Origin of the sequence: Streptomyces hyderabadensis (genome assembly GCF_020404845.1) — a bacterium.
Lineage (GTDB): Bacteria > Actinomycetota > Actinomycetes > Streptomycetales > Streptomycetaceae > Streptomyces > Streptomyces hyderabadensis.
Map to the genome: position 1 here is coordinate 1 of NZ_JAIOJZ010000030.1, position 21,741 is coordinate 21,741.

A 21,741-nucleotide genomic window follows, 5' to 3' on the forward strand; every position below is an offset into this window, starting at 1 on the left:
GGCCCGCACGTTCTCGGCGCCGCCCGCCAGGTGCAGCAGCCACACGCTGGTCGACCGCTTCGTGCGCGCTCTTCAACATGACGTACTGCGCTATGTGGCGTACCTGGCCGACGACGCCCAGGCCGCCGACGACCTCGCCCAGGACACGTTCCTGCGGGCGCTGACCGCGCTGCACCGGTTCGAGGGCCGTTCCTCGGCCCGTGTGTGGCTGCTGTCGATCGCCCGCCGGGCGGTCGCCGACAGCCTCAGAGGGGTCGCCCGCCGGCCGAGGACGGAGAGCACCGGCGACTGGCAGGACGCGGTCGAGCGTGCCCAGCCGGCCGGACTGCCGGGCTTCGACGACGGAGTCGCCCTGATGCACCTGGTCGACACCCTGCCCCGGGACCGGCGTGAGGCCTTCCTGCTGACGCAGGTGTACGGCCTGCCGTACGCGGATGCCGCGGAGGTGGCCCGGTGCCCGGTCGGCACCATCCGGTCACGCGTCGCGCGAGCGCGGTCGAGCCTGGCGGAGACGCTGGCGGCCGAAGAGCCCGACACCGGGCGGCGGTTCGTACCGGCCGTGGCCTGAGGAGCCGTCATGGTCCGTGCCCGCGCGGCTGTCAGGGCGCGCGGGCACGGACCGGGCCTCGGGCGGCGCCACCACTTCGCCCCGGCAATCCCCCCAGGGGGTGCCGGTTCAGGTCAACGGCACCCCGGGGACACGGCGGCCGCGTCCCGGTGGGTGTCGCCGCCGTTGGCAGGGGCTCGCCCGCCGGGGTCGGCCACCTGCGGCGGGCCGGCGGATCGCGGTGAGCGATTCGTCAGCAGCAGCCCGATCAGGGCAGCGCCGGAGAGCGCGAGGACGGCCCACATGTACAGACGTGCGGTGGGCACGAGCCCTCCGCCGTGGACGACCAGGACCCCGGCGACGACCGAGGGCACTCCCATGCCGAGGTAGCTCACGACGTACAGGACGGACATCAGACCGGCCCGTTCGTGGGGCGCCGCACGGGAGACGACGGTGCGCAGGCCGCCCTGGAACCCGGCGCCGAAACCGACACCGGCGACGACCGTGCTGCCGAAGAACAGCGGCGCCGACTCCGCTGCGACCGCGGCCAGCGCGGCGACCGTGGCCACCATGAGCACGGCGATGCCGAGCACCATCACCCTGGGCGGTGGGGTGCGGCCCAGAACGGCGGCCGACACGGTGGCCGTCACCGTCAGCAGGAAGAGCCCGAGTCCGGCCACCACCGCCGAGTCGGAACCGGACAACTGCCGGGCGAGCGCGGGACCGAGGGAACCGTAGAAACCGGCGAGCGCCCACGTGGCGAAGAGGATCGGTGCCGCCGCCAGCACCGTGCCCCACAGGCCGGACGGCACGGCCATCCTGGGGACCAGGGCGGCACGCACGCCCGGTGTGCGGCGGACGGTTTCCGGCATCCGGAGCACGGCCGCGCCCTGGACGGCGAAGACACCGATGAGCAGCAGGTACACCAGGTGCGTGGGGGCCGGCGCGTACTGCACCAGCACCCCGGACACCAGCGCACCGCTGCCCGTGCCGATGCCCGGTGCGGCCGCGTTGGTGACGGCGCCGCGATGCCGGTCGACGTCGAGCATCGCCGCGCCGAGCGCACCGACGGCACTCCCGGTGGAGACGCCCTGGAGCACCCGCCCGAGCAGCAGCGTGTCCACGCCCTGCGCGGTGGCGAGCACGGCCAGCGCGAGGGCCTGCAGGGCGAGCGCGGCCAGCAGCACGGGCCGTCGTCCGACGTGATCGGACACCCGCCCGAACACGAGCAGGGACACGAGGACGGCGATCGCGTAGACACCGAAGACGACGGTGGTGGTGATCGGTGAGAAGTGCCAGGCGTCCGCATACATCGCGTACAGGGGCGTGGGCGCACTGGAGGCGGCCAGCAGGGACACGACGATCGAGCCCAGCAGGAACAGGCCACCGGGGCCGGCGCGCCGGATGGGAGCAGCGGGTCCGTTCATGGCACAAGGGTTTCCGGACGGCCCGGCCACCACGAGTGGCAGAAGTGACCCCTTTCGTGAGAATACTGCCACGGCTGCTCACCGGGTCGCCGTCCCGGCGCCGGCCCCTTCGGAGCGGAGTCGTTCAGCCGTCGGAAACGCGTGCGTCGAGATGGACCAGCCCGGCCACCCCGAACTGGAGCGTGACGGGGAGCGTGCGCTGCCCACCGGTGCCGCGCGCCCGGGGCAGCTCCACGCTCGGTCCCCCGGCCTCACCGAAGGTGACGGTGCTGCCGGGTTGCAGCAGAATGCCCGCGGTGGTGAGAGCACCGGCACCCTTGGTGCCCTCGGCGCCGACCAGGACGCCCCGGCCGCCCGCCGACGTGCCGACCATGCCGAGGTGTTCGGGCACCGTGCTGTCGTTCCGCACCGTCATGCTCAGCGTGCCGCCGGTCGGGCCGAGGTGCGCGACCGCGTCGGTCACGGACAGGTCGATCCCGGCGATGCGTATCTCCACACGGCCCGGGGCGGAGGTGACTCCGGGGGTCTGCCCGGCGGACACGGTGGCCCCGGAGGGCCGGTCGTCCTCCCCTGTGCCGGTGCAGCCGGCGGTGAGGAGAGCGAGTGCCGCGGACGGGGACATGGCCAGTACGGCTCGGGCGGTGTGCGTCGTGCCTCTCATGTCCCGCATCCTGTCAAGGGCGTTCGCGGCGAAGACCGGCACCCCCGCGACTCGCGGCGATCGGCGCTGCCCCAGGAGCGGGGCGGTGACTTCGAACTGACGGTGCGCGAGGTGGTGGCGATGGGACGCACCCCCTACAAGCGGGCCTTCGCCGGAGAGGACGTGAAGGACCGGCGGATCGTCGCGGACGCGCTGGAGCGGGTGGGCATGGGGCGGTATGGCGGGCGGAGGTTCTCGGCCCTGTCGGGCGGGGAGCGGCAGCGGGTGCTGCTGGCCCGCACGCTGGCCCAGGACCCGGACGTGCTCGTCCTGGACGAGCCCACCAACCACCTAGACGTCCGCCACCAAGTGGAACTGCTGGCCCTGCTGCGGGCCCAGCACCGCACGACACTCGTGTCGCTGCACGACCTCAACGCGGCCGCCTCCGTCTGCGACCGGCTCCACGTCCTGCACACCGGCGAGGTCGTCGCTTCCGGCAGCCCGTTCGAAGTCCTCACCCCGGAACTCCTCGCCGATGTCTTCGGGGTACGCGCCGCAGTCGTCCCGCACCCCTTGACCGGCGACCCGCTGATCGCGTTCGACCACACCGGCACGATGCCTCGGAGGCCACGAGAGCAGCGGCATCGTGGCAGAAATCCCTAGGTGCACTAGTATGCTGCCATGACGGTTCACCGAGTAGGGGTACTGGCCCTGGAAGGGATGGCCCCGCTCGACCTGGCCATCCCCTTGCAGATCTTCGCGCCGCGCGAGGAGACCCCGTATCGGCTCTCCGTCTTCGGACCTGTCAGTCCTGTCCCGACCACCAGCGGTTTCGTGCTCGCCGTCTCCGGCGGCCTGGAGGACCTGGACTCGGTCGACACCTTGATCGTGCCGGGTCTCGGGCAGGAATTCCTGCCGCAGGCAAAGCTGCCGCAGGAGGTGCTCGACGCGCTCGCCAGGGCGCGAGACCGTGGCCGACGCGTGGTGTCCATCTGCACCGGGGCGTTCACACTGGCCGCGGCCGGCCTGCTCGACGGCCTCCATGCCACCACTCACTGGCAATACATCGACGAGCTCGAACGCCTTTACCCCGCCGTGCACGTGGACCGCGACGTGCTCTACGTGGACGAGGGCGACATCCTCACCTCCGCCGGCGTGTGCTGCGGCATCGACCTGTGCCTGCACATCGTCCGCCGCGACCTGGGAGCCGTGGTGGCCAACCAGATCGCCCGGAGCATCGTCGCCGCACCCCATCGCGAAGGCGGGCAGGCCCAGTACGTACCGGCACCCGTCGCGCACGTCGGCGACACGTCACTGGCCGACACCCGCTCGTGGGCACTGGAGCGGCTGGGCGAGACGCTCACCGTCACACAACTGGCCCGCCACGCCGGCATGTCGGAACGCTCCTTCATGCGCCGGTTCACGGAGGAGACGGGCACCACGCCACTGCAGTGGCTGGTGGGCGCCCGGCTCGGCCTGGCACGCGAACTCCTGGAGACCACGGACCACTCCGTCGACCGGGTGGCACGTGACTCCGGCCTGGGCTCGGCCGCCAACCTGCGTCTGCACTTCCGTCGCGCACTGGACACCACACCGACCGCCTACCGCCAGGCCTTCAGCCGGCACGTCGCACACGCGGACAGCTGACGCGAGGAGACTCCCACGGTATTGCCGACCTAACGACCCTGCCTCGCGAGCGTGTCCAGGGCGTCCGCGACCGGGGTGGGGTCCAGGGGGCCGACGTGTGACGCGTCAGGGAAGTCGTGCACGCGGAAGGTGTTGCCAGGTGTGGACGCGTCGGCTTCCGCGATCATGCGGTCCTGGAGCGCGGTGGCGATCGTACGGTCCTTGCCGAAACGGAGGTACGTGCGGGGGATGCGTCCCCAGGTGCCGGCCCGGCCGACCGCCCGGCCCGCGTAGGCGGCGACGGGCTCGTCGGTCTGCATGCCGGCCAGGGTCCGGCGGAAGTCGGCGTCGGGGTAGTCCGCGCAGATCATCTCCTTCAGGAGGGCCAGCTCACCGCTGACACCCGTACGGAAGTTGAGCCGCAACACCCCGAGCCGGTCCGGGTCACCCACCGTCAGCTCCACCGGGCTGACGGCGTTCGCGTTCTCGGGTGCCGCCGTGCAGGCGTCCGCCGTGGGCAGCACGCGGCTGGGACAGAAGGCCGCCATGTAGCAGATGTGGTGCAGCAGGTGCGGGACGGCGTCGGCGACACGGCTGACCGACACGCCACCCAGGCTGTGCCCGACCAGCACCACCGGGCCGTTGCGTGCGGCGCGCCGCACGATTCCCGTGACGCGCGCCTCGTAGTCGTCCAGCCCCAGGCCCTTCAGCGGGGACGGCTCGACCGCCATCGCCGCGAGGTCCTGCCGCTGGTACGACTCCGCCACGAAGGCCTCCGCGCCGTGCCGCGGCTGGTCCACCATGACGACGCGGTGGCCGCGCAGCACCAGTTCCCGCGCGATCGGCATCCAGAACGCGCCGGCGCTGTGGGTGCCGTGCACCAGCACGTAAGTCACGGGCCCGCGACGCGAGGCCGCGGAGGCCGCCGAGGTTCCGGGCCCGGTGGCCAGCGCCATGCCCCCCACTGCGAGTCCCAGCCCACGCAGCGCCGTCCGCCGGGTGGCACCTTCTTGTTTTTCGTTCGTGTCATTCCTCATGAACACAACGCTATGAACGGCCCGTTCGGCCCACCAGCGGTCCAGCACCCCGGCGGGGGTGGACCCAGAACCACCCTGCCTGGGGCGGTTGGCTCCTGATGACCACCGGACATCGGGCCTGGACCGGTCTCGACGAGGACGGTCTGGGCGGCGGGACCGCAATGCGAGGGCGGGCATGCCCTGTTCTGGGCTCGACGCGACTGACATCCGGCCTTCTGCTCAGTGGCCCGCCCAGTCCGGCACCCACGCGTCGTGCGGGGCTGGCGGGGTCGTGGTGCGCAGATGGTCGCGCAGGGCGGTCAGTACCGGGTGCTGGTCGCCGGTGCGGAACAGCAGCACGTGCGGGTAGACCGGAGTCGGGTCGTGCAGCGGGATGCGCCGCAGGTCGTGGTTTCGGGGCCACACGTACCGGTCCCCGCTTCCGACGAGGGTGGCCAGCGAGGCCGAGTCGGCCAGTGTGTCCATCAGGGCCTCGTCACCGAAGTGGGGGCCGAGCGCGTCGATGCTCAGGCCGAACGTCTCCGAGAGCGCCTGGTAGAAGGCGGCCCACTCCGTGCCCGGCCTGATCCCGGGGATCCAGATACGGTGGCCGACGAGTTCCGCGGGGCTGACCCTGGGCGCGTCGGCCAGCGGGTGGCCCGGGCCGACCAGGATGTCCAGGGGCGTGTCCAGGAGCCGTTCGGCGCTGAGCCCGGCCGGGACCTGGCCGGCGGGCACGGCGCGGAAGGATGCGTCGACGGTCCCGTCGAGCACTGCCTGGGTGGCCTGGGCTGCGTTCTCCGTGTCCAGGGTGACCACGTCCAGGTCCGTCCCGGGACGGGATCGGTAGAACCGGTGGACGGCCTGGGCCGGGGAGATGCGCCGGTTGAGGACGTCGACCCGCAAGGGACGGCTGCCGGGGCGCACAGCCCGCTCGGCCTGCTCGACGGCGGCCAGGACCTGCTTGGCGTGCGGCAGGAAGACCTGCCCGTCCAGGCTCGGCCGGGAGCCCCGGGAGGTCCGCACCAACAGCGCGACCCCGACATGCCTCTCCAAGGCCGCGATCCGCTTGGAGACCGCCTGCTGACTGATCCCCAGCTCGTCGGCCGCAGCCTGGAACTGACCGGTTTCCGCGACGGCCACGAACGTCCGCAGTGCCTCGACATCCACACTTCCACCCTACTTCCACAACCCTCGGTTGTGGCTGGTGCGGTGCCCGTTGTTTGATCGACAGTTCCGCACGGTGGTGGGATCAGCACATGTCTACCCGCACAGAAGAGATCATGTATGTCCGGACTCCTGAATTCACGCGTCACGCGAGGCGGATCGCGGAGGTAACCGATGCGACGTCGCGACTGAACGTTCTTCCTTTCAGTGACAGCGCGGGCCGCGCGGAACTCCTTTCCGTTGTGTTCGGCGGCCCGCTGCCGGAATCGGTGACGATCTACCCGCCGTTCTTCACCGAGTACGGGCTGAACACGACGTTCGGGGAGAACGTCTTCGTCAACCAGGGATGCACCTTCATGGACAAGGGAGGCATCCGAATCGGCAACGGAGTCATGATCGCCCCGAAGGTCAGCCTCGTCACCGGCGGCCATCCACTGCGCCTGGCCGAGCGCCGCGAGTACCTCTCCTTCGCCCCGATCGTCATCGAGGACGACGTCTGGATCGGGACGGCTGCCGTGATCACGCAAGGGGTGACCATCGGGGCCGGTGCGGTGGTCGCCGCCGGGGCGGTGGTCACCCGTGACGTTCCCGCCGGCACGGTGGTCGCGGGAGTGCCTGCCAGGGTGATCAAGGAGACCGGCTGAGGTCTGCCGCGGGTCAGGCGTAGTGGCGGTACACGGCCTGGGCCACGCAGGCGGGCTTCTCACTGCCCTCGACCTCCACGGTGAAGGTCAGCGCCATCTGCACCCCGTTGCCCTTGACCGCGTCGACCGAGTCGACCGTGCCGTGCAGGCGGATCTTCGCGCCGACCGGCACGGGACTCGGGAAGCGCACCTTCTCCAGGCCGTAGTTGACACTCATGGAGATGCCGGAGATCTCCAGCAGGTCGCCGAACAGCGGGATGATCAGGGACAGGGTGAGGTAGCCGTGGGCGATGGGGCCCCCGAAGGGACCCTGCTGGGCCTTTACGGGATCGGTGTGGATCCACTGGTGGTCGTCGGTGGCGTCGGCGAAGGTGTTCACACGCTCCTGCGTGATCTCCAGCCAGTCGGTACGGCCGAGGTCGCGGCCGGCGAGGGAGACGAGGCCTTCGAGGCCCTGGGCGGTGGTGGTCACGGGGTGCTGCCTTTCCACGGGGTCGGGGTGGTGGGATCGGGGGAGGGCGCCGGGTGGGCCGTGCGCACGGCCGACTTGATGATCTTGCCGGAGGCCGTCCGCGGCAGGTCCCCGGCGAAGGCGACGGTCTTGGGGATCTTGTACTTGGCCAGCCGGTCCCGCAGGTGCGCCAGGATCTCGGGGCCGTCGGCGCGGCGGCCGGCCTCCAGGACGACGACGGCGTGGCCGACCTCGCCCCAGACCTCGTCCGGCACGCCGACGACCGCGCACTCGCGCACCGCCGGGTGACTCAGCAGGGCGTCCTCCACTTCGGCCGGGTACACGTTCTCCCCGCCGGAGACGAACATGTCCTTGACCCGGTCGACGATGTAGGCGTAGCCCTCCTCGTCCGTGCGGGCGACGTCGCCGGTGCGCAGCCATCCGTCGTCGGTGAAGGCGCCCCTGGTGTCCTCGGGGCGGCCCCAGTAGCCGGACATCACGTTGGGTCCCTGGACGAGGACCTCGCCGCGCTGCCCGGGGCCCGCGGGGCTGCCGTCGGCGAGGACGACCCGGGTGTCGGTGAAGAAGTGCGGGACGCCCGCGGACCCCGCCTTGGCCGCGCTCTGCTCCCGGTCCAGGAAGAGCACGCCGGGGGAGGCCTCGGTCATGCCGTACCCCTGGCTGAAGGCCAGGCCGCGGGCGAGGTACCGCTCGATGGTGCGTGCCGGGACCGGTGCGCCTCCGCAGTTCACGGAGCGCAGACTGGACAGGTCGGTCGTCTCCCAGCGCGGATGGGCGGCCATCGCGTCGTACATCGTGGGCACGCCGAACATGTACGTCACCCGCCGGCGCTCGACGACGTCCAGCACGGTCCCCGGATCGAAGGCTTCAAGCAGCACGACCCGGCCCCCCTTGAGCAGGGTCGGCAGGCAGGTCATGTTGAGCCCGGCGGTGTGGAACAGCGGGGCGACGACCAGGGTGACCTCGTCGACGGTCAGGTCGGTGTCGACGAGGACGTTGACGCTGTTCCAGGTGATGTTGGCGTGCGAGAGCACCGCGCCCTTGGGACGGCCCGTCGTTCCGGAGGTGTACATGATGAGGCACGGATCGTCCGGGGCGACCGGCTCGTCCAGCGGACCGGTGTCGCTGCCCGCGAGCAGCTCCTCGTAGCCCAGGGCCCCGCCGTCCGGCGTGCCGAGGGTGACGCGGTGCCGGACCCCGCCGTCCGCGGTGGCAGCGGCGGCCGTCTTCGCCTGCTCGGCGCCGTGCACCAGCACCGTACTGCCGGAGTCACCGAGGTTGTACGTCAACTCCCGGGCCGCGAGGCGGGTGTTGAGCGGGACGAACACGGCCCCGAGGGCGCCGGCGGCGAACAGGGTCTCCAGGAAGGCGGGGTGGTTGGGACCCAGGTGCGCGACTCGGTCGCCGCGGGCGACGCCGAGGGCACGCAGTCCGTGCGCCAGACGCAGGACCCGTTCGTGCAGCAGGCGGTAGGTGATCTCGGTGTTCCCGTGGACCAGGGCCGTGCGCCCGGGGGTTTTGCGTGCCCGGCGGGCCGGCCAGGAGCCGATGCCTTGGTTCAACACGCAGTCCTCCCTCAGTTTTTGGTCAGGCCGAGCAGCCGGGCGGCGTTGTCCTTGAGGATCCTGGGCCGCACCTCGGGCTTGATGTCGAGCTTCTCGAAGTCGGCGAGCCAGCGGTCCGGGGTGATGACCGGGTAGTCGGAGCCGAAGAGCACCTTGTCCTTGAGCAGCGTGTTGGCGTACCGCACCAGCTGCGGCGGGAAGTACTTCGGGGACCAGCCCGACAGGTCGATGTACACATAGGGCTTGTGCGTGGCGACGGCCAGGGCCTCGTCCTGCCAGGGGAAGGACGGGTGAGCCAGGATGATCCGCAGTTCGGGGAAGTCCACGGCCACGTCGTCGACGAGCATGGGGTTGGAGTACTTCAGCCGGATGCCGCCGCCTCCGGGCACTCCGGCGCCGATCCCGGTCTGCCCGGTGTGGAAGAGCGCGGGCACACCGAGTTCCTCGATCGCCTCGTAGAGCGGGTAGGCCATCCGGTCGTCGGGGGAGAACGCCTGGATGCTGGGGTGGAACTTGAAGCCGCGCACCCCGTGCTCCTCGACCAGGCGGCGTGCCTCCCGCACCCCCGCACGGCCCTTGTGCGGGTCGACACTGGCGAACGGGACGAGTACGTCGGCGTGGGCGGCGCAGCTCTCGGCGACCTCCTCGTTGGCGATGCGCGGATGGCCGGTGGCGTGTTCGGCGTCCACGGTGAACACCACGGCGGCCATGTGCCGTTCCCGGTAGTACGCGGCCATCTCGTCGATGGTCGGCTGCCGGTGGCCGTGCGCCTTGAAGTACTCCTCGGAGGTCCCGAAGAGCTCCGGGCTCAGCGCGCCGTGTCCGGTACGGGAGATCTCCGCGTGGGTGTGGACGTCGATGGCGGTGAGGCTGTCGACATCGATGACCGGGTCGCTCACGTCAGGCCTCCGGCGCCTTGGGAGCCGGAATGCCGTACGTCTCGGGGTCGGCGCCGACCCCGGCGTGCCAGTGCTCGCCGATCGCGTCGGCGCTCCAGCCGCCGTCGGTGAGGGCGACCGCCTTCTCCTTGGGGTGGGCCCACAGGGCCAGCCGGTCGCCGCCGATGCCGATGGCCTGCCCGGTGACGTCCTTGGCGGCTTCCGAGGCGAGGAAGGTGATCAGGCCGGCCACGTCCTCGACGGTGCCGAGTCCCTCGTCCTTGCGCAGCCAGTCCGGCAGGGGTGCGCCGGTGCGCTCGGCCTCCTCGATGGCCGGGGCGAAGGCCGGGACGGTCTTGGTCATCTCGGTGGCGGCGACGGGGACGACCGCGTTGACGGTGATGCCCGCGCGGGCCAGCTCCAGCGCCCAGGTCCGGGCCATCGCCACGATGCCGGCCTTGGCGGCGGCGTAGTTGGTCTGGCCGAAGTTGCCGCGCTGGCCGGCGGGGGAGGAGATCAGGACCAGCCGTCCGCCCTCGCCCTGCTCGCGCATCCGCACCGCCGCGGCCCGGGCGCAGGTGAAGGTGCCGCGCAGGTGGACCTTGATCACGGAGTCGAAGTCGTCGTCCGTCATCTTCCACAGCACCCGGTCGCGGAGGATCCCGGCGTTGGTGACGAGGACGTCCAGCCGGCCGAACGTGCGCACCGCCGTGTCGGTGATCCGTTCGGCGGCCTCGCTGTCGCCCACGGCGGCCACGACTCCGGTGGCCCTGCCGCCGGCCGCGGTGATGGCGCCGACCGCCTCGTCGACCACGTCGGCGTCGACGTCGTTGACCACGACGGCGGCGCCCGCGGCGGCCAGGGCCCGGGCGTACGCGAGTCCCAGTCCGCGGCCGCTTCCGGTGACGACGGCGACCTTGCCCTGCAGCTCCATGACTGTGCCTCTTCCTGCTGGCGGTGAGGTGGTGAGGGGCGGTGCGGCCGACCGGGCCGTCACCCAGACTTGATCGACAGGAATCCTGTCGGTTGCTGGGTCCAGTGTTCTCATTCAACAGGAATCCTGTCAATGGCTTAGGCTGGTCCCTCGTGAGGCCCGGATCGGCAGTCAGTGGAGGCACGGGATGAAGCGAGCGCCGGAGCGGTCCGTGGAGGGTGCCGGATCCGCGGCCGAAGCGGGGCCGTCGCTGCTCTACCTGCTCAAGCGGACCGAACTCGTGGTCCGCGCCCGCCTGGAGGAGTTGCTCAAGCCCGCGGGCGTCACCGCGCTGCAGTACACGGCGCTGACCGTGCTGGAGCGGCACGACGGCATCTCCGCCGCGCAGTTGGCCCGCGACTCGTTCGTCACGGCGCAGTCGATGGCGGACATGGTGCGCGCGCTGGAGAGCCGGGGCCTGGTGCGACGCGAGCCGAACCCGTCGAACCGGCGGGAGAAGGTGATCCGGCTCGCGGAAGCGGGACGGCGGCTGCTCGCCGACTACGCCGAGCCGGCCCGGCTGCTGGAGCGGCGGATGGTGGCGGACCTCGGTCCCGCCGACGTCGAGCGGTTCCGTGAGGTCCTGAAGAGCGCCCACCGCGCACTGTCCTGACCGCGTGGCGGGTGGCGGGTGACGGACGGCCGGTCTGTGCGGCGCGCGGCCGCCCGGGTCACGACCTCGAGCGCGTCACCTCGTCCAGCCGCCGTGCCGCCGTCGCCTGCTCGAACGGGGTGTCCCCGTGCGCCCTGCGGTCGCCCAGCGAGGCGTACAGGTCGGCCACGGCCGCGGAGTCGTGATGGGAGGCCAGTTCGGCCAGTTCGGGTGAGACCGTGCCGAGGATCTGCCGGAACCGCAGCTCGGCCAGCGGACCCAGGCGGTCGTAGATCTCGAGGAAGACCTGCTGGGCGCGCGGCCGGTCCCAGTCGGGCGGCAGCAGCTCGGCCGGCAGGTCCGGGTCGGTCTCGGGGAACCGCCGCCAGGCCACCCTCAGTTCGGTGCGGGTGCGCAGCGCCTCGGCCGGGCTGATCAGGCCCGCCGCGAGGCTCTTCAGCACGGGCTCGTAGCGTTCGGTGAAGGCGCGGTACTCCTGGCTCAGCGACGTCAGGTCGAACGCCGAGACCGGGTCGCCCCGGCGGGTGCCGCCGGGCACCGCGACGCAGCGCAGCACGGTCGCGGTCTCGATGCCGAGTTCCTGCAGCAGGGCCTGAGCCGGTGCGCCGAGGTCGTGCGGCGACACCCACACGCCGTCGTAGAGCGCCGCGAACCGCAGCAGCCGCAGCCGGGAGCGCAGGGCCGTGCGCAGGCCCCGGGCCTGCTCGGGGACGGAGAACGCGACGACCGTCCACTGTCCGTCCCACTCGGGCGCGGTCGTGCCGAAGGTCAGCATCCGGTGCGTGCGTTCGACGATCACCTCGGAGGTGCGCGCCGGGATCCCGTACGCCGTGGTGCGTCCGCTGCGGGAGGTGTCCAGGAGCCCGCGGGCCACCAGCCGACGCATCGCGGCTCTGGCGCCGTCGGACGTCACGTCGAAGTCGGCCAGCAGTCTCACCAGGGCTGTGGCGGGGATGTGTTCGTCGCGCCAGTACCAGAAGTCGCCCAGCAGGGAGGTCAGCAGAAGCTGCGGCTCCGCCCCGTTCTGAGCCCGGGGCAGCTCGGTCTTCGGCAGGTCCTTCCCCATGGCACCCCAGTTCCCTCGGTGGCCGTCGCGTCGCATCGAAGTATCGCACGAGTCTTGTCATAGGCGACACCTCGTGCGACGCTCGGCATCGATACCGACAATGATGCGGATCCTCTCCCATGCAAGGGAACACCTTCATGCGCAACTTTCGAGGCCACCGTCGGTGGCGAACATGTTGGACCCTCACGACCGCACTCGTCTCCGTCACGGCCCTCGCCGGCTGCGCCGCCGACGAGGAGCAAGGCGTCTCCAAGCCCTCCATCCCCGAGGCGACCGCCCTCCACGACGCCCTGCCGCAGTCGGTCAAGGACGCCGGCGTCCTGCGGTTCGCGGGTGACTCGCACCCGCCCTTCCGCTCGGTCGGCGCCGACGGCTCCGTGACGGGCATCGACCAGGACCTGCAGGAAGCGCTCGGGCAGGTACTCGGAGTACGCACCGAGATCAAGATCGTGAACAACCTCCCCGCCGCGCTCCAGGGCATGCTCAGCGGGCGCTACAACGGCTTCAACGGGCCCGTGCAGGCCACCGCCGAACGCGAGCGCCAGTTCGACACCATCACCTGGATGACCAGCCGCACGTCCTACGTCGTGCCCAAGGCGGGCAAGACCCGGATCGCCTCCGCCGCCGACCTGTGCGGCAAGCAGGTCGCCGTGGTGAAGTCGAGCATCGTCGAGAGCCAGCTGGCCAAACTGTCCGCGTACTGCACCGACCAGGGCAAGCAGCCCACCCGGTCGATCGGACTCGACGACACCAACGCCACCCTCCTCGCCGCGCAGTCCGGCCGCGCCGACGCCGCGGGGATGACCCAGGCCGCCGCCATCGACGTCACCGACTCCCAGTCGGACAAGTACGACTACGTCACCCAGACCGAGGAGCAGGGCGCCACCACCGATCACCTCGCCCTCCTCGTGCCCAAGGAGAGCAAGCTCGGCCCGGTGCTCCAGAAGGCCTTCCAGAAGCTCGTCGACAACGGTGAGTACCGACGCGTCATGGAGCACTGGGGACTGAAGGACGTGATGGTCGACAAGCCCGTCCTCAACATCGCCGGCAAAGAGGGCTGAACCGTGGCCGCACCCATCCCACTGACGGAGCGCAAGCACTCCACCGACCCGAAGACCGACGACGTCGCCCTGTCCAAACGGCGCGTGCGGCCCTGGCGGGTGCTGGCCGGCGCGGTACTCGCGCTCGTCGCCGTGCTGCTCGTCCACTTCCTGGTGACCAACCCGCGCCTGGAATGGGACGTCGTCGCGGAGTACCTGTTCGAGCCCTCGGTGCTCTCCGGACTCGGCACCACGGTGTGGCTCGCCGTCGCGGCCACCGTCATCGGTGCCGTCGTCGGCGCGATCCTCGCCGCGGCGCAGATGTCCCCCTTCCCGCCGGTCCGCTGGGCGGCCACGCTCTACATCGGCGTGTTCCGCGGCATCCCGCCCCTGGTGCAGCTCATCTTCTGGTTCAACCTCGCCTACCTCCTGCCGCGCATCTCCCTCGGCATCCCCTTCGGCCCGGAGTTCGCCTCCTGGGACGCCAACGAGGTGATCACGCCGGTCACGGCCGCCGTCATCGGACTGTCGCTGGTCGAGTCCGCCTACATGGCGGAGATCATCCGTGGGGGACTGCTGGGCGTGGAGCAGGGACAGCGTGACGCGGCCCGCGCCATGGGCTTCACCCCGGGCCAGACCTTCTTCCGGGTCGTGCTCCCGCAGGCGATGCGCGTCATCATCCCGCCCGGCGGCAGCCAGTTCATCAGTGTGCTCAAGGGGACCGCGCTGGTCTCGGTGATCGCCATGGCCGACCTGCTGCACTCGGTCCAGGTCGTCTACAACCGCACCTACGAGATCGTCCCCATGCTCATCGTGGCCTGTCTCTGGTACCTCGCCGTGGTCACCCTGTTCACCGTCGGACAGCGCTGGCTGGAACGGCACTTCTCCCGGGGCCACACCAGCGGCCCCGCACGACGCCCCAAGAAGACCACGGACGGAGCCTCCGCATGACCACTGCACCCGCCCTGCGCGTGCGGGGCGTACGCAAGAACTTCGGCGACCACGCCGCCCTCGACGGGGTCGACCTCGACGTCGCCGACGGAGAGGTCGTCACGATCATCGGGCCCTCCGGCTCCGGCAAGTCCACCCTCATCCGGTGCGTGCACCAGCTGGAGACCATCGACTCCGGTGCGATCTACCTGGACGGCGAACTGCTCGGCCACGAACGGCACCGCGGCACCCTGCGTCCGCTCAGTGCCCGCCGGGTCGCCGCCCAGCGCGGCCGGATGAGCATGGTCTTCCAGCAGTTCCACCTCATCCCGCACTTCACCGTGCTCCGCAACATCACCGAGGCCCCGGTGCGCGTCCACGGCAGGCCCCGTGAGGAGGCCGAGGCCGAGGCCCGCGACCTGCTCGCACGCGTCGGCCTCGCCGACCGCGCCGCCCACTACCCGCGCCAGCTCTCCGGAGGCCAGCAGCAGCGGGTGGCGATCGCACGGGCCGTCGCGGCCCGGCCCCGCGTCATGCTCTTCGACGAACCCACCAGTGCCCTCGACCCCGAACTCGTCGACGAGGTACTCGCCGTCATGCGCAACCTCGCCACCGAGGGCATGACGATGGTCGTGGTGACCCACGAGATCGCCTTCGCCCGCGAGGTCGCCGACCGCTGCGTCTTCATGGAGGCGGGCCGCATCGTCGAGAGCGGAACACCCGACGAGATGCTCACCAACCCCCGCACCGCGCGCCTGCGTTCGTTCCTCGCCCGGCACCGCGACACCCACACCACCCCCCAGGAGCCCGTCTCGTGATCACCGTCGCCTCGGTCGGAGACCTCATCCTCGACGAGCCCGACCCCGCCTCGTTCCTGGCGCCCTCGGCACCCCTGCTGAGCGCCGCGGACGTCACCGTCGGGCACGTCGAGGTCCCGCACTCGACCACCACCGTCCAGCAGAGCACCGACGTACCCGCACCCCCGGCCGATCCCGCCGCCCTTACCGCGCTCGCCGAGGCCGGCTTCGACATCGTCACACTCGCCGGAAACCACATCTACGACGCGGGCGACACCGGCGTCACCGACACCGTCGCGCACGCCCGGCGGGCCGGCCTGGCCACGGTCGGTGCCGGAACGAACCTGGACGAGGCCCGCACCCCGGCCGTGGTCGAGCGCGGCGGGCTGCGCATCGGCGTCCTGTCCTACAACTGCGTCGGCCCGCGCGAGTCCTGGGCCACCTCCCGCAAGGCGGGCTGCGCCTACGTCCACGTCCTCACCCACTACGAACTCGACCACGCCAGCCCGGGCGGCCCGCCGAAGACCTACACCTTCGCCGACCCGGACAGCATCACCAGCCTCCAGACCGACGTGGCGGCCCTGCGCGAGCGCGCCGACGTCGTCCTCGTCGGCCTCCACAAGGGCGTCGGCCACACCCCCGCCGCCGTCGCCATGTACGAGTCGCCGGTGGCCCGCGCCGCCATCGACGCCGGTGCCGACGCCGTCTTCGGCCACCACGCCCACATCATGCGCGGCATCGAGACCTACCGGGGCCGCCCGATCTTCCACGGCCTCGGCAACTTCGTCACCGTGACCCGCGCGCTGACCCCGGACGCGAGCAGCCGCTCCAGCGCCGAGCTGACCGCATGGGCCCGCCGCCGCAAGGAGCTGTACGGCTTCGTCCCCGACCCCGGCATGCCCGCCTACCCCTTCCACCCGGAGAGCCGCAACACCGCGATCGCCGTCTGCCGCTTCGACGGCGAAGGCCTCGTCGAAGCGGGCTTCGAGCCCTGCTGGATCGACGACGCGGGACGCCCGGTGCCCTGCGGCGACACCGACGAGGGCCGACGGGTCACCGGCTACATCGAGCACATCACCCGCACCGCGGGCCTGAACGGCCGGTTCGTCCGCGAGGACGGCCGCGTACGGATCGACCTGCACACCGAGAGGGCATCATGAGCGACCAGCCACTGGCCGGACGGACCGTCATCGACCTGACCACCGCGCTGGCCGGCCCCTACGCCACCCTGCTCCTCGCCGGACTCGGCGCCACCGTCATCAAGGTCGAGAACCCGGCCACCGGCGGCGACTCCTCCCGCAACAACGCCCCCTACGTCGGCGGCGACGGCCTCTCCGTGACCCGGCGCGGCCCCGACGACATGTCGGTCTCGATGCTCGCCCGCGGCCGCAACAAGCTCAGCGTCACCCTCAACCTCAAGGACGAGCGCTCCCGGCGGGTCTTCGCGGACCTCGTGCGCGACGCCGACATCCTCGTGGAGAACTACAGCCCCGGCGTCACCGGCCGCCTCGGCATCGACTACGCCACCGTCCACGAGCTCAACCCGCGGCTCGTCTACACGTCCATCACCGGCTTCGGCAGCCAGGGCGGACCCGGCTCCGGCAAGGCGATGGACTCCATCATCCAGGCACTGTCCGGCGTCATGCTCACCGCGGGCGAGCCGGACGAGGGACCGGTACGCTTCGGACTTCCCGTCGGCGACATGCTCGCGCCGCTGTTCGCGGTGATAGGCACCCTGTCCGCACTCATGCAGGCCGACCAGAGCGGCGAGGGACAGCACGTCGACGTCTCCATGCTCGGCGCGCTCACCTCCCTGGTGGCGTGCGAGCCCTTCGACGCCTTCGCCGCGGTCGGCATGCCGCAGCGCACCGGCGCCATGGTGCCCCGCCTCGCCCCCTTCGGCATCCTGCCCACCGCCGACGGCCACATCGCGCTGTCCGCACCCACCGACGCCTTCGCCCACGGCGTACTGCGCGCCGTCGGCCGCCCCGACCTGATCGACGACGCCCGCTTCCACAGCCGCGACCAGCGGGTCCGCCACGCCGACGAGATCCACGCCCTGATCCGGGAGTGGAGCAGCACCCGCCCCACCGCCGAGGCGCTCGACGCGTTCACCGAGCACGGCGTGCCGGCCGCCGAGGTGCGCGACCCCAGGGACGCCGTACACGACCCGCTCGTGCTGCAGCGCGAGGAGGTCGTCCCCGTCACCCACCCGACGCACGGCCCCGTCGAGGGCCTGGCCACCACCGGCGTGCCCATCCGCTTCTCCGCCGCCCGCGCGGGCTTCGACCGGCCCGCCCCGGCGCTCGGCGAGCACAACGACGCGGTGTACCGCGAGAAGCTCGGCTACAGCCCCGAAGAACTCGCCGAGCTGGCCGCCGAGTCGGTGATCTGATCCCGCCGCACCCCTCTCGCCGCTTCGCCGCACACCCGTACCACCTGGAGGAATCCCCCATGTCCGCTGCCCTCGCGCGGCTCACCTCCCACGGCACCGACCGCCGCGCGGCCGCCGACGCGTTCCGAACACGCCACCACGGCGGGGTGATCGGCTACGTCGGCGCCGACGTCCCCGTCGAGTACCTCACCGCGGCCGGCCTGCTGCCCCTGCGCCTGTCCGGCGACCCGGGCACGCCGAGCACGGACGGCGACCGCTACCTCGGCACCGGCCTGGACCCGGCGGCCCGATCCGTCCTCACCCGGCTGCTCGCAGGCGACTTCGGCCCGCTGGACGGCATCGTCGTCTCACGCGACAGCGAGGCCTCCCTGCGGCTGTTCTACGCACTGCGCGAACTGCGCCGGGTGGACCCCGCCCTGGCCCTGCCGCCGGTGCACCTGGTCGACGTACTGCACCTGCCGCACCGCACGACCACCCGCTACGTGCGCGCCAAGCTCGGCCAGTTGCGCGCCACCGTGGAGACCTGGGCCGGCCGTTCGATCGACGACCGGGCACTCGCCGACGCCATCGGCGCCCACGACCGGCTCCGGGAACTGCTCACCCGCATCTCCGCCCTGCGCCGGTCGCAGCCGGCCCGCCTCACCGGAACCCAGACGCTCACCGTCGTGGCCGCGACCACCGCACTGCCCGTCGAGCGTGCCACCGCGCTGCTCGAAGAACTGCTCACCGAGGCGGACCACCTGCCCGAACACGAAGGACTCAGAGTGTTCCTCACCGGAAGCCCGCACGACACGGGCCACGTCTACACCGCCCTGGAGGACAGCGGCCTGCTCGTCGTCGGTGAGGACCACGACTGGGGCGACCTGCTCTCCCTGCGCCGGACCGCGGCCCCCACCGAGGCCGCCCTCGCCGAGCGCTATCAGTACAACGGGCCCTCCGCACCCCGGGCCTCGATCCGCGCCCGCGCCGCACACACCCGGCGTGCGGCGCGGGAGTGCGGTGCGCAGGCACTGGTGAGCTACGCCCGGGTGCACGACGACGCCCCGGGCTGGGACTACCCGGCCCAGCGGGAGGCGACCGGACTGCCGTCCGTGCTGCTGAGCCGGCAGCCGTACGGCGCGCTCGGCGACGAGGCGGCCGAAGCACTGGCGGGACTGGTGCGGACGACGCAGCCGACCGGGCCGCGTGCCCGCGCGGAGGCGGCCCGATGAGCGCCGCCCGGCTGGCCTCCGCGTCGGCGGCGACCGCCCACCAGCGGCAGTGGTTCGCCGACCTGAGGGAGGAAGCGGCGGACGGCGGGCCCCTCGCGCTGGTCAACGCCGACGCCCCGCAGGAGATCTTCCGCGCCATGGGCATCCCGTACGTCGTCAACCAGTGGTGGTCCTCGATCGTCACGGCCAAACGACGTGCCCAGGACTACCTCGGACTGCTGCGCGAGCGCGGCTACCCCGACGACAGCGAGCAGTACAGCTCCATCCCCCTGGCCTCGGCCTTCGACCCCGACCCGGCGAACGCGCCCTGGGGCGGCCTGCCCCGGCCCACCATCGTCCTCGCGGAGACCACGGGCGACGCCTCCCGGAAGATCTTCGACATCTGGGACACCCAGCCCGGCGTCTCCTTCTACCCCCTGGAGAGCGCCGCCGAGAACGACGTCCCCGCGCGCTGGTGGGAACTGATGCCGCGCGACTGGGAACGGGCCGTCGGGAGCGACCGCCTGGACCTGATGACCGGCGAACTCGAAGGCCTGATCAGGTTCCTGGAGCAGACCACCGGCCGGGTGTTCTCCGAGACCCGCTTCGCCGAGGTCATGGCCCTCGTCAACGAGCAGCAGGAGTGGAACCGCCGCACCCGCGACCTGATCGCCAGGGCACGCCCCTGCCCGCTGCCGGTCAACGACAGCATCCCCAGCGTGATGATCCCGCAGTGGCACCGCGGCACCCCCTGGGCCCGGGACGCCGCCCGCGCCTTCCACGACGAGGTCGCCGAGCGCGTGTCCACCGGCACGTCCGTCTGCCCGCAGGAACGGGCCAGGCTCATGTGGATCGGCCGCGGGCTCTGGTTCGACCTCGACTTCTACCGGCGCTTCGAGGAGAGCCACGGCGCGGTGTTCGTCTGGTCCATGTACCTCGCGATCGCCGCCGACGGCTACCTGCGCTACGGCGGCGACCCGCTGCGCGCCCTCGCCGCCCGCTTCGCCGCCTTCTCCGACCAGCTCTACACCCCGCCGTGGTCGGCCGAGTGGTACGTGAAGGAGGCCCGCCACCACGGCGTCGACGGCGTGGTGCACCTGGTCTCCGAGGACGCCCGGGGCAGCTACTTCACCACCCGTGCCCTGGAGGCGGCCGGCATCCCGGTGCTCGAACTGCACGCCGACAACGTGGACGCCCGCAGCGCCGACGGCGACGCCCTCACCCGCACCGTCGGCGACTGGCTCGACCGGCACGTCCTCGCCGGTGACTGACCCGGCGCCCGCCTTGCGGACGGTGCTCTCCGGGGCGCTGGCCGCCCTGTTCGCCGGCTCGCTCACCAACACGATCGTCGGCATCGCGCTGCCGACCATCGCCGGGGAACTGGGCGGCCAGGACCAGGTGCCGTGGGTGGCGAGCGCCGCGCTGCTCACCATGACCGTGGCGACGCCGCTGTGGGGCAAGGCCGCCGACCGCAAGGGGCCCAGGCCCTTGCTCATCGCCGCGCTGGGCGTCTTCGTGGCCGGCTCGCTGGTGGCCGGCTGCGCCCTGTCGATGAGTGCGCTCATCGCCGGACGCGCACTGCAGGGCGCCGGCGCGGGCGGCGTCCTCGCGCTCACCAACGCCCTGGTCGCGGGGCTCGTCCCGCCGCGCCAACGCGGCCTCTACACCGGCTGGTTCGGTGTGGCCTTCGGCACCGCATCCGTCGCCGGGCCCCTCGTCGGCGGGCTCCTCGTCGGTCTGCCTGGCCTCGGCTGGCGCTGGTGCTTCCTCGGCGTCGTCCCCGTCGCGCTGGCCGCCGCCCTGCTCGTCCGGCTCGCACCGCACCGCACCCCCGAGGCTCCGCGCGGCGGCGTCGACGTCCTCGGCGGCACCCTGCTCACCGCCTGCGCGTCCGGGCTCGTCCTGCTGCTCTCCGCCGGCGGCCGGGCGTGGCCGTGGCCGTCCTGGCCCACGGCCGCGCTCGGCGCCGGCGTGCTCGTGCTGGCGGTGGCCTGCGTGCGCCGCGAACGCCGCGCCGCGGACCCGATCCTGCCGCCCCGGCTCTTCGCCCGGCCCGGCCTCGCCGTGGCCTGCGCGACGAGCTTCCTGGTCGGCGCGGTCATGTTCGGCGGCGTCATCTACCTGCCCCAGTACCTCCAGGTGGTGCGGGGCCACGGCGCGACCGAGGCCGGGCTGCTCATGCTGCCCCAGGTCGGCACCATGATCGCGGCCTCCACGCTCTCCGGATTCCTGATCAACAGGACCGGCCGCTGGAAGGTGTTCCCCGTCGTGGGCTGCGCCCTGGTGACAGCCGGCGCCGTCCTCCTGTCACCGATCGCGCCGGACACCTCCCCGTGGTGGCTCGCCGCGGCCATGGCGGTCCTCGGCGTGGGAACCGGGCTGACCCAGCAGGTGCTGGTGCTGGTCGCGCAGACCTCCGTCGGCACCGGCGACGTCGGGGTGGCGGGCGCGGCGGCCACCTTCAGCCGCACGCTCGGCGGAGCGGTCGGCGTGGCCGCCTTCGGCGCGATGATCTCGGCGCGGCTGCGCTCCGGGACGCCGCCCGGCCAGGAACCGGGCAGCCTGCTCGGGACCCCGGAGCGGGTGGCCGAACTGCCCGCCGAGGTCGCCGACTCCGTACGGGCCGCCTACACCGCCGGACTCGCGTCCGTGTTCCTCGTGGCCGTACCACTCGCAGTGGCCGCCCTCGCCGCCGTACTCCTGCTCCGCGAGACCCCGCTCGACACACGCGGGTAGTTCGCCGCAGTCGCAAGGG

General features: G+C 72.1%; 22 protein-coding genes. 13 read left to right on the forward strand and 9 right to left on the reverse strand.

The annotated features are described in order from the left end of the window. Positions 1–568: sigma-70 family RNA polymerase sigma factor (locus tag K7854_RS22640; protein ID WP_226028381.1), on the forward strand; the 568-nt coding region annotated here is incomplete at its 5' end. A 113-nt stretch (positions 569–681) separates the two neighbouring features. Here K7854_RS22640 and K7854_RS22645 read toward each other — a convergent pair. Together K7854_RS22645 and K7854_RS22650 are read right to left on the reverse strand one after the other, a co-directional pair. Next, positions 682–1,974, reverse strand: a complete 1,293-nt coding sequence (locus tag K7854_RS22645) for an MFS transporter (RefSeq protein ID WP_226028382.1) — start codon at positions 1,972–1,974, stop codon at positions 682–684. A 124-nt stretch (positions 1,975–2,098) separates the two neighbouring features. Continuing rightward, positions 2,099–2,596, reverse strand: coding sequence for a hypothetical protein (locus tag K7854_RS22650; protein WP_372481056.1), 498 nt, complete (start codon positions 2,594–2,596; stop codon positions 2,099–2,101). On the opposite strand from K7854_RS22650, the gene K7854_RS22655 reads away from it, so the two are divergent. Together K7854_RS22655 and K7854_RS22660 are read left to right on the forward strand one after the other, a co-directional pair. Continuing rightward, a complete protein-coding gene (locus K7854_RS22655; RefSeq protein WP_372481059.1) occupies positions 2,501–3,277 on the forward strand; it encodes an ABC transporter ATP-binding protein in 777 nt (258 codons plus the stop codon). The two genes, K7854_RS22650 and K7854_RS22655, sit on opposite strands and share 96 nt — an antisense overlap. Positions 3,278–3,295: 18 nt before the next feature. Continuing rightward, positions 3,296–4,261, forward strand: a complete 966-nt coding sequence (locus K7854_RS22660) for a GlxA family transcriptional regulator (protein WP_226028384.1) — start codon at positions 3,296–3,298, stop codon at positions 4,259–4,261. Between the two features lie 29 nt (positions 4,262–4,290). Here the strand turns inward: K7854_RS22660 and K7854_RS22665 are convergent, their stop codons facing one another. Both K7854_RS22665 and K7854_RS22670 read right to left on the reverse strand, forming a co-directional pair. Beyond that, positions 4,291–5,283: an alpha/beta fold hydrolase gene (locus K7854_RS22665; RefSeq protein ID WP_372481057.1), complete on the reverse strand. Its 993-nt coding sequence runs from the start codon at positions 5,281–5,283 to the stop codon at positions 4,291–4,293. A gap of 213 nt (positions 5,284–5,496) precedes the next feature. Next, positions 5,497–6,426 carry a LysR family transcriptional regulator gene (locus tag K7854_RS22670; RefSeq protein ID WP_226028385.1) on the reverse strand — a complete coding sequence of 310 codons (930 nt, stop codon included), beginning with the start codon at positions 6,424–6,426 and terminating at the stop codon, positions 5,497–5,499. A 113-nt stretch (positions 6,427–6,539) separates the two neighbouring features. On the opposite strand from K7854_RS22670, the gene K7854_RS22675 reads away from it, so the two are divergent. Further along, positions 6,540–7,067 carry a sugar O-acetyltransferase gene (locus K7854_RS22675; protein ID WP_226028457.1) on the forward strand — a complete coding sequence of 176 codons (528 nt, stop codon included), beginning with the start codon at positions 6,540–6,542 and terminating at the stop codon, positions 7,065–7,067. Positions 7,068–7,080: 13 nt separating this feature from the next. Here K7854_RS22675 and K7854_RS22680 read toward each other — a convergent pair whose 3' ends face one another. From K7854_RS22680 to K7854_RS22695, 4 genes are read right to left on the reverse strand one after another with little or no spacing between them, the layout of a single operon-like run. Continuing rightward, complete coding sequence (locus tag K7854_RS22680; protein ID WP_226028386.1) at positions 7,081–7,539, reverse strand: MaoC family dehydratase; 459 nt, start codon at positions 7,537–7,539, stop codon at positions 7,081–7,083. Beyond that, on the reverse strand, positions 7,536–9,104 hold the full coding sequence (locus K7854_RS22685) for an acyl-CoA synthetase (protein ID WP_226028387.1): 1,569 nt from the start codon (positions 9,102–9,104) through the stop codon (positions 7,536–7,538). Before K7854_RS22685 ends, K7854_RS22680 begins: the two co-directional genes overlap by 4 nt. A gap of 11 nt (positions 9,105–9,115) precedes the next feature. Continuing rightward, positions 9,116–9,988 carry an amidohydrolase family protein gene (locus K7854_RS22690; RefSeq protein ID WP_226028458.1) on the reverse strand — a complete coding sequence of 291 codons (873 nt, stop codon included), beginning with the start codon at positions 9,986–9,988 and terminating at the stop codon, positions 9,116–9,118. 16 nt (positions 9,989–10,004) lie between these two features. Continuing rightward, on the reverse strand, positions 10,005–10,916 hold the full coding sequence (locus tag K7854_RS22695; protein WP_226028388.1) for an SDR family oxidoreductase: 912 nt from the start codon (positions 10,914–10,916) through the stop codon (positions 10,005–10,007). A 187-nt stretch (positions 10,917–11,103) separates the two neighbouring features. Between K7854_RS22695 and K7854_RS22700 the strand changes: the two genes are divergently transcribed. Then, positions 11,104–11,568 carry a MarR family winged helix-turn-helix transcriptional regulator gene (locus K7854_RS22700; RefSeq protein WP_226028389.1) on the forward strand — a complete coding sequence of 155 codons (465 nt, stop codon included), beginning with the start codon at positions 11,104–11,106 and terminating at the stop codon, positions 11,566–11,568. Positions 11,569–11,626: 58 nt separating this feature from the next. On the opposite strand, the gene K7854_RS22705 is transcribed toward K7854_RS22700, so the two are convergent. Further along, the gene (locus K7854_RS22705) at positions 11,627–12,634 is read right to left on the reverse strand and encodes a PaaX family transcriptional regulator (RefSeq protein ID WP_226028390.1); all 1,008 of its coding nucleotides are present in this window, start codon (positions 12,632–12,634) and stop codon (positions 11,627–11,629) included. Between the two features lie 137 nt (positions 12,635–12,771). On the opposite strand from K7854_RS22705, the gene K7854_RS22710 reads away from it, so the two are divergent. Genes K7854_RS22710 through K7854_RS22745 form a run of 8 tightly spaced genes read left to right on the forward strand, consistent with a single transcriptional unit; the run spans position 12,772 to position 21,722 of the window. Continuing rightward, positions 12,772–13,695 carry a transporter substrate-binding domain-containing protein gene (locus K7854_RS22710; protein ID WP_226028391.1) on the forward strand — a complete coding sequence of 308 codons (924 nt, stop codon included), beginning with the start codon at positions 12,772–12,774 and terminating at the stop codon, positions 13,693–13,695. A 3-nt stretch (positions 13,696–13,698) separates the two neighbouring features. Further along, entirely contained in the window at positions 13,699–14,625 is a 927-nt protein-coding gene (locus tag K7854_RS22715; RefSeq protein ID WP_226028392.1) for an amino acid ABC transporter permease, read from the forward strand. Further along, the gene (locus K7854_RS22720; RefSeq protein WP_226028393.1) at positions 14,622–15,422 is read left to right on the forward strand and encodes an amino acid ABC transporter ATP-binding protein; all 801 of its coding nucleotides are present in this window, start codon (positions 14,622–14,624) and stop codon (positions 15,420–15,422) included. Before K7854_RS22715 ends, K7854_RS22720 begins: the two co-directional genes overlap by 4 nt. Continuing rightward, positions 15,419–16,561: a CapA family protein gene (locus tag K7854_RS22725; protein WP_226028394.1), complete on the forward strand. Its 1,143-nt coding sequence runs from the start codon at positions 15,419–15,421 to the stop codon at positions 16,559–16,561. Before K7854_RS22720 ends, K7854_RS22725 begins: the two co-directional genes overlap by 4 nt. After that, positions 16,558–17,796, forward strand: coding sequence for a CaiB/BaiF CoA transferase family protein (locus tag K7854_RS22730; protein ID WP_226028395.1), 1,239 nt, complete (start codon positions 16,558–16,560; stop codon positions 17,794–17,796). The genes K7854_RS22725 and K7854_RS22730 overlap by 4 nt, the downstream gene beginning before the upstream one ends. A gap of 59 nt (positions 17,797–17,855) precedes the next feature. Next, entirely contained in the window at positions 17,856–19,007 is a 1,152-nt protein-coding gene (locus K7854_RS22735; protein WP_226028396.1) for a 2-hydroxyacyl-CoA dehydratase family protein, read from the forward strand. Beyond that, positions 19,004–20,257 (forward strand): 2-hydroxyacyl-CoA dehydratase family protein, encoded by a 1,254-nt coding sequence (locus K7854_RS22740; RefSeq protein WP_226028397.1) that lies wholly within the window; start codon positions 19,004–19,006, stop codon positions 20,255–20,257. Before K7854_RS22735 ends, K7854_RS22740 begins: the two co-directional genes overlap by 4 nt. Further along, positions 20,250–21,722: an MFS transporter gene (locus K7854_RS22745; protein ID WP_226028398.1), complete on the forward strand. Its 1,473-nt coding sequence runs from the start codon at positions 20,250–20,252 to the stop codon at positions 21,720–21,722. Before K7854_RS22740 ends, K7854_RS22745 begins: the two co-directional genes overlap by 8 nt. The last annotated feature ends 19 nt before the right edge of the window (positions 21,723–21,741 follow it).

What these genes read in the sequence shown, in the direction of transcription:
- K7854_RS22645 (WP_226028382.1), bottom strand. Translation starts at nt 1,974, where the DNA reads ATGAACGGACCCGCTGCTCCCATCCGGCGCGCCGGCCCCGGTGGCCTG.
- K7854_RS22650 (WP_372481056.1), bottom strand. Translation starts at nt 2,596, where the DNA reads ATGTCCCCGTCCGCGGCACTCGCTCTCCTCACCGCCGGCTGCACCGGC.
- K7854_RS22660 (WP_226028384.1), top strand. Translation starts at nt 3,296, where the DNA reads ATGACGGTTCACCGAGTAGGGGTACTGGCCCTGGAAGGGATGGCCCCG.
- K7854_RS22675 (WP_226028457.1), top strand. Translation starts at nt 6,540, where the DNA reads ATGTATGTCCGGACTCCTGAATTCACGCGTCACGCGAGGCGGATCGCG.
- K7854_RS22695 (WP_226028388.1), bottom strand. Translation starts at nt 10,916, where the DNA reads ATGGAGCTGCAGGGCAAGGTCGCCGTCGTCACCGGAAGCGGCCGCGGA.
- K7854_RS22700 (WP_226028389.1), top strand. Translation starts at nt 11,104, where the DNA reads ATGAAGCGAGCGCCGGAGCGGTCCGTGGAGGGTGCCGGATCCGCGGCC.
- K7854_RS22705 (WP_226028390.1), bottom strand. Translation starts at nt 12,634, where the DNA reads ATGGGGAAGGACCTGCCGAAGACCGAGCTGCCCCGGGCTCAGAACGGG.
- K7854_RS22710 (WP_226028391.1), top strand. Translation starts at nt 12,772, where the DNA reads ATGCGCAACTTTCGAGGCCACCGTCGGTGGCGAACATGTTGGACCCTC.
- K7854_RS22720 (WP_226028393.1), top strand. Translation starts at nt 14,622, where the DNA reads ATGACCACTGCACCCGCCCTGCGCGTGCGGGGCGTACGCAAGAACTTC.
- K7854_RS22730 (WP_226028395.1), top strand. Translation starts at nt 16,558, where the DNA reads ATGAGCGACCAGCCACTGGCCGGACGGACCGTCATCGACCTGACCACC.
- K7854_RS22735 (WP_226028396.1), top strand. Translation starts at nt 17,856, where the DNA reads ATGTCCGCTGCCCTCGCGCGGCTCACCTCCCACGGCACCGACCGCCGC.
- K7854_RS22740 (WP_226028397.1), top strand. Translation starts at nt 19,004, where the DNA reads ATGAGCGCCGCCCGGCTGGCCTCCGCGTCGGCGGCGACCGCCCACCAG.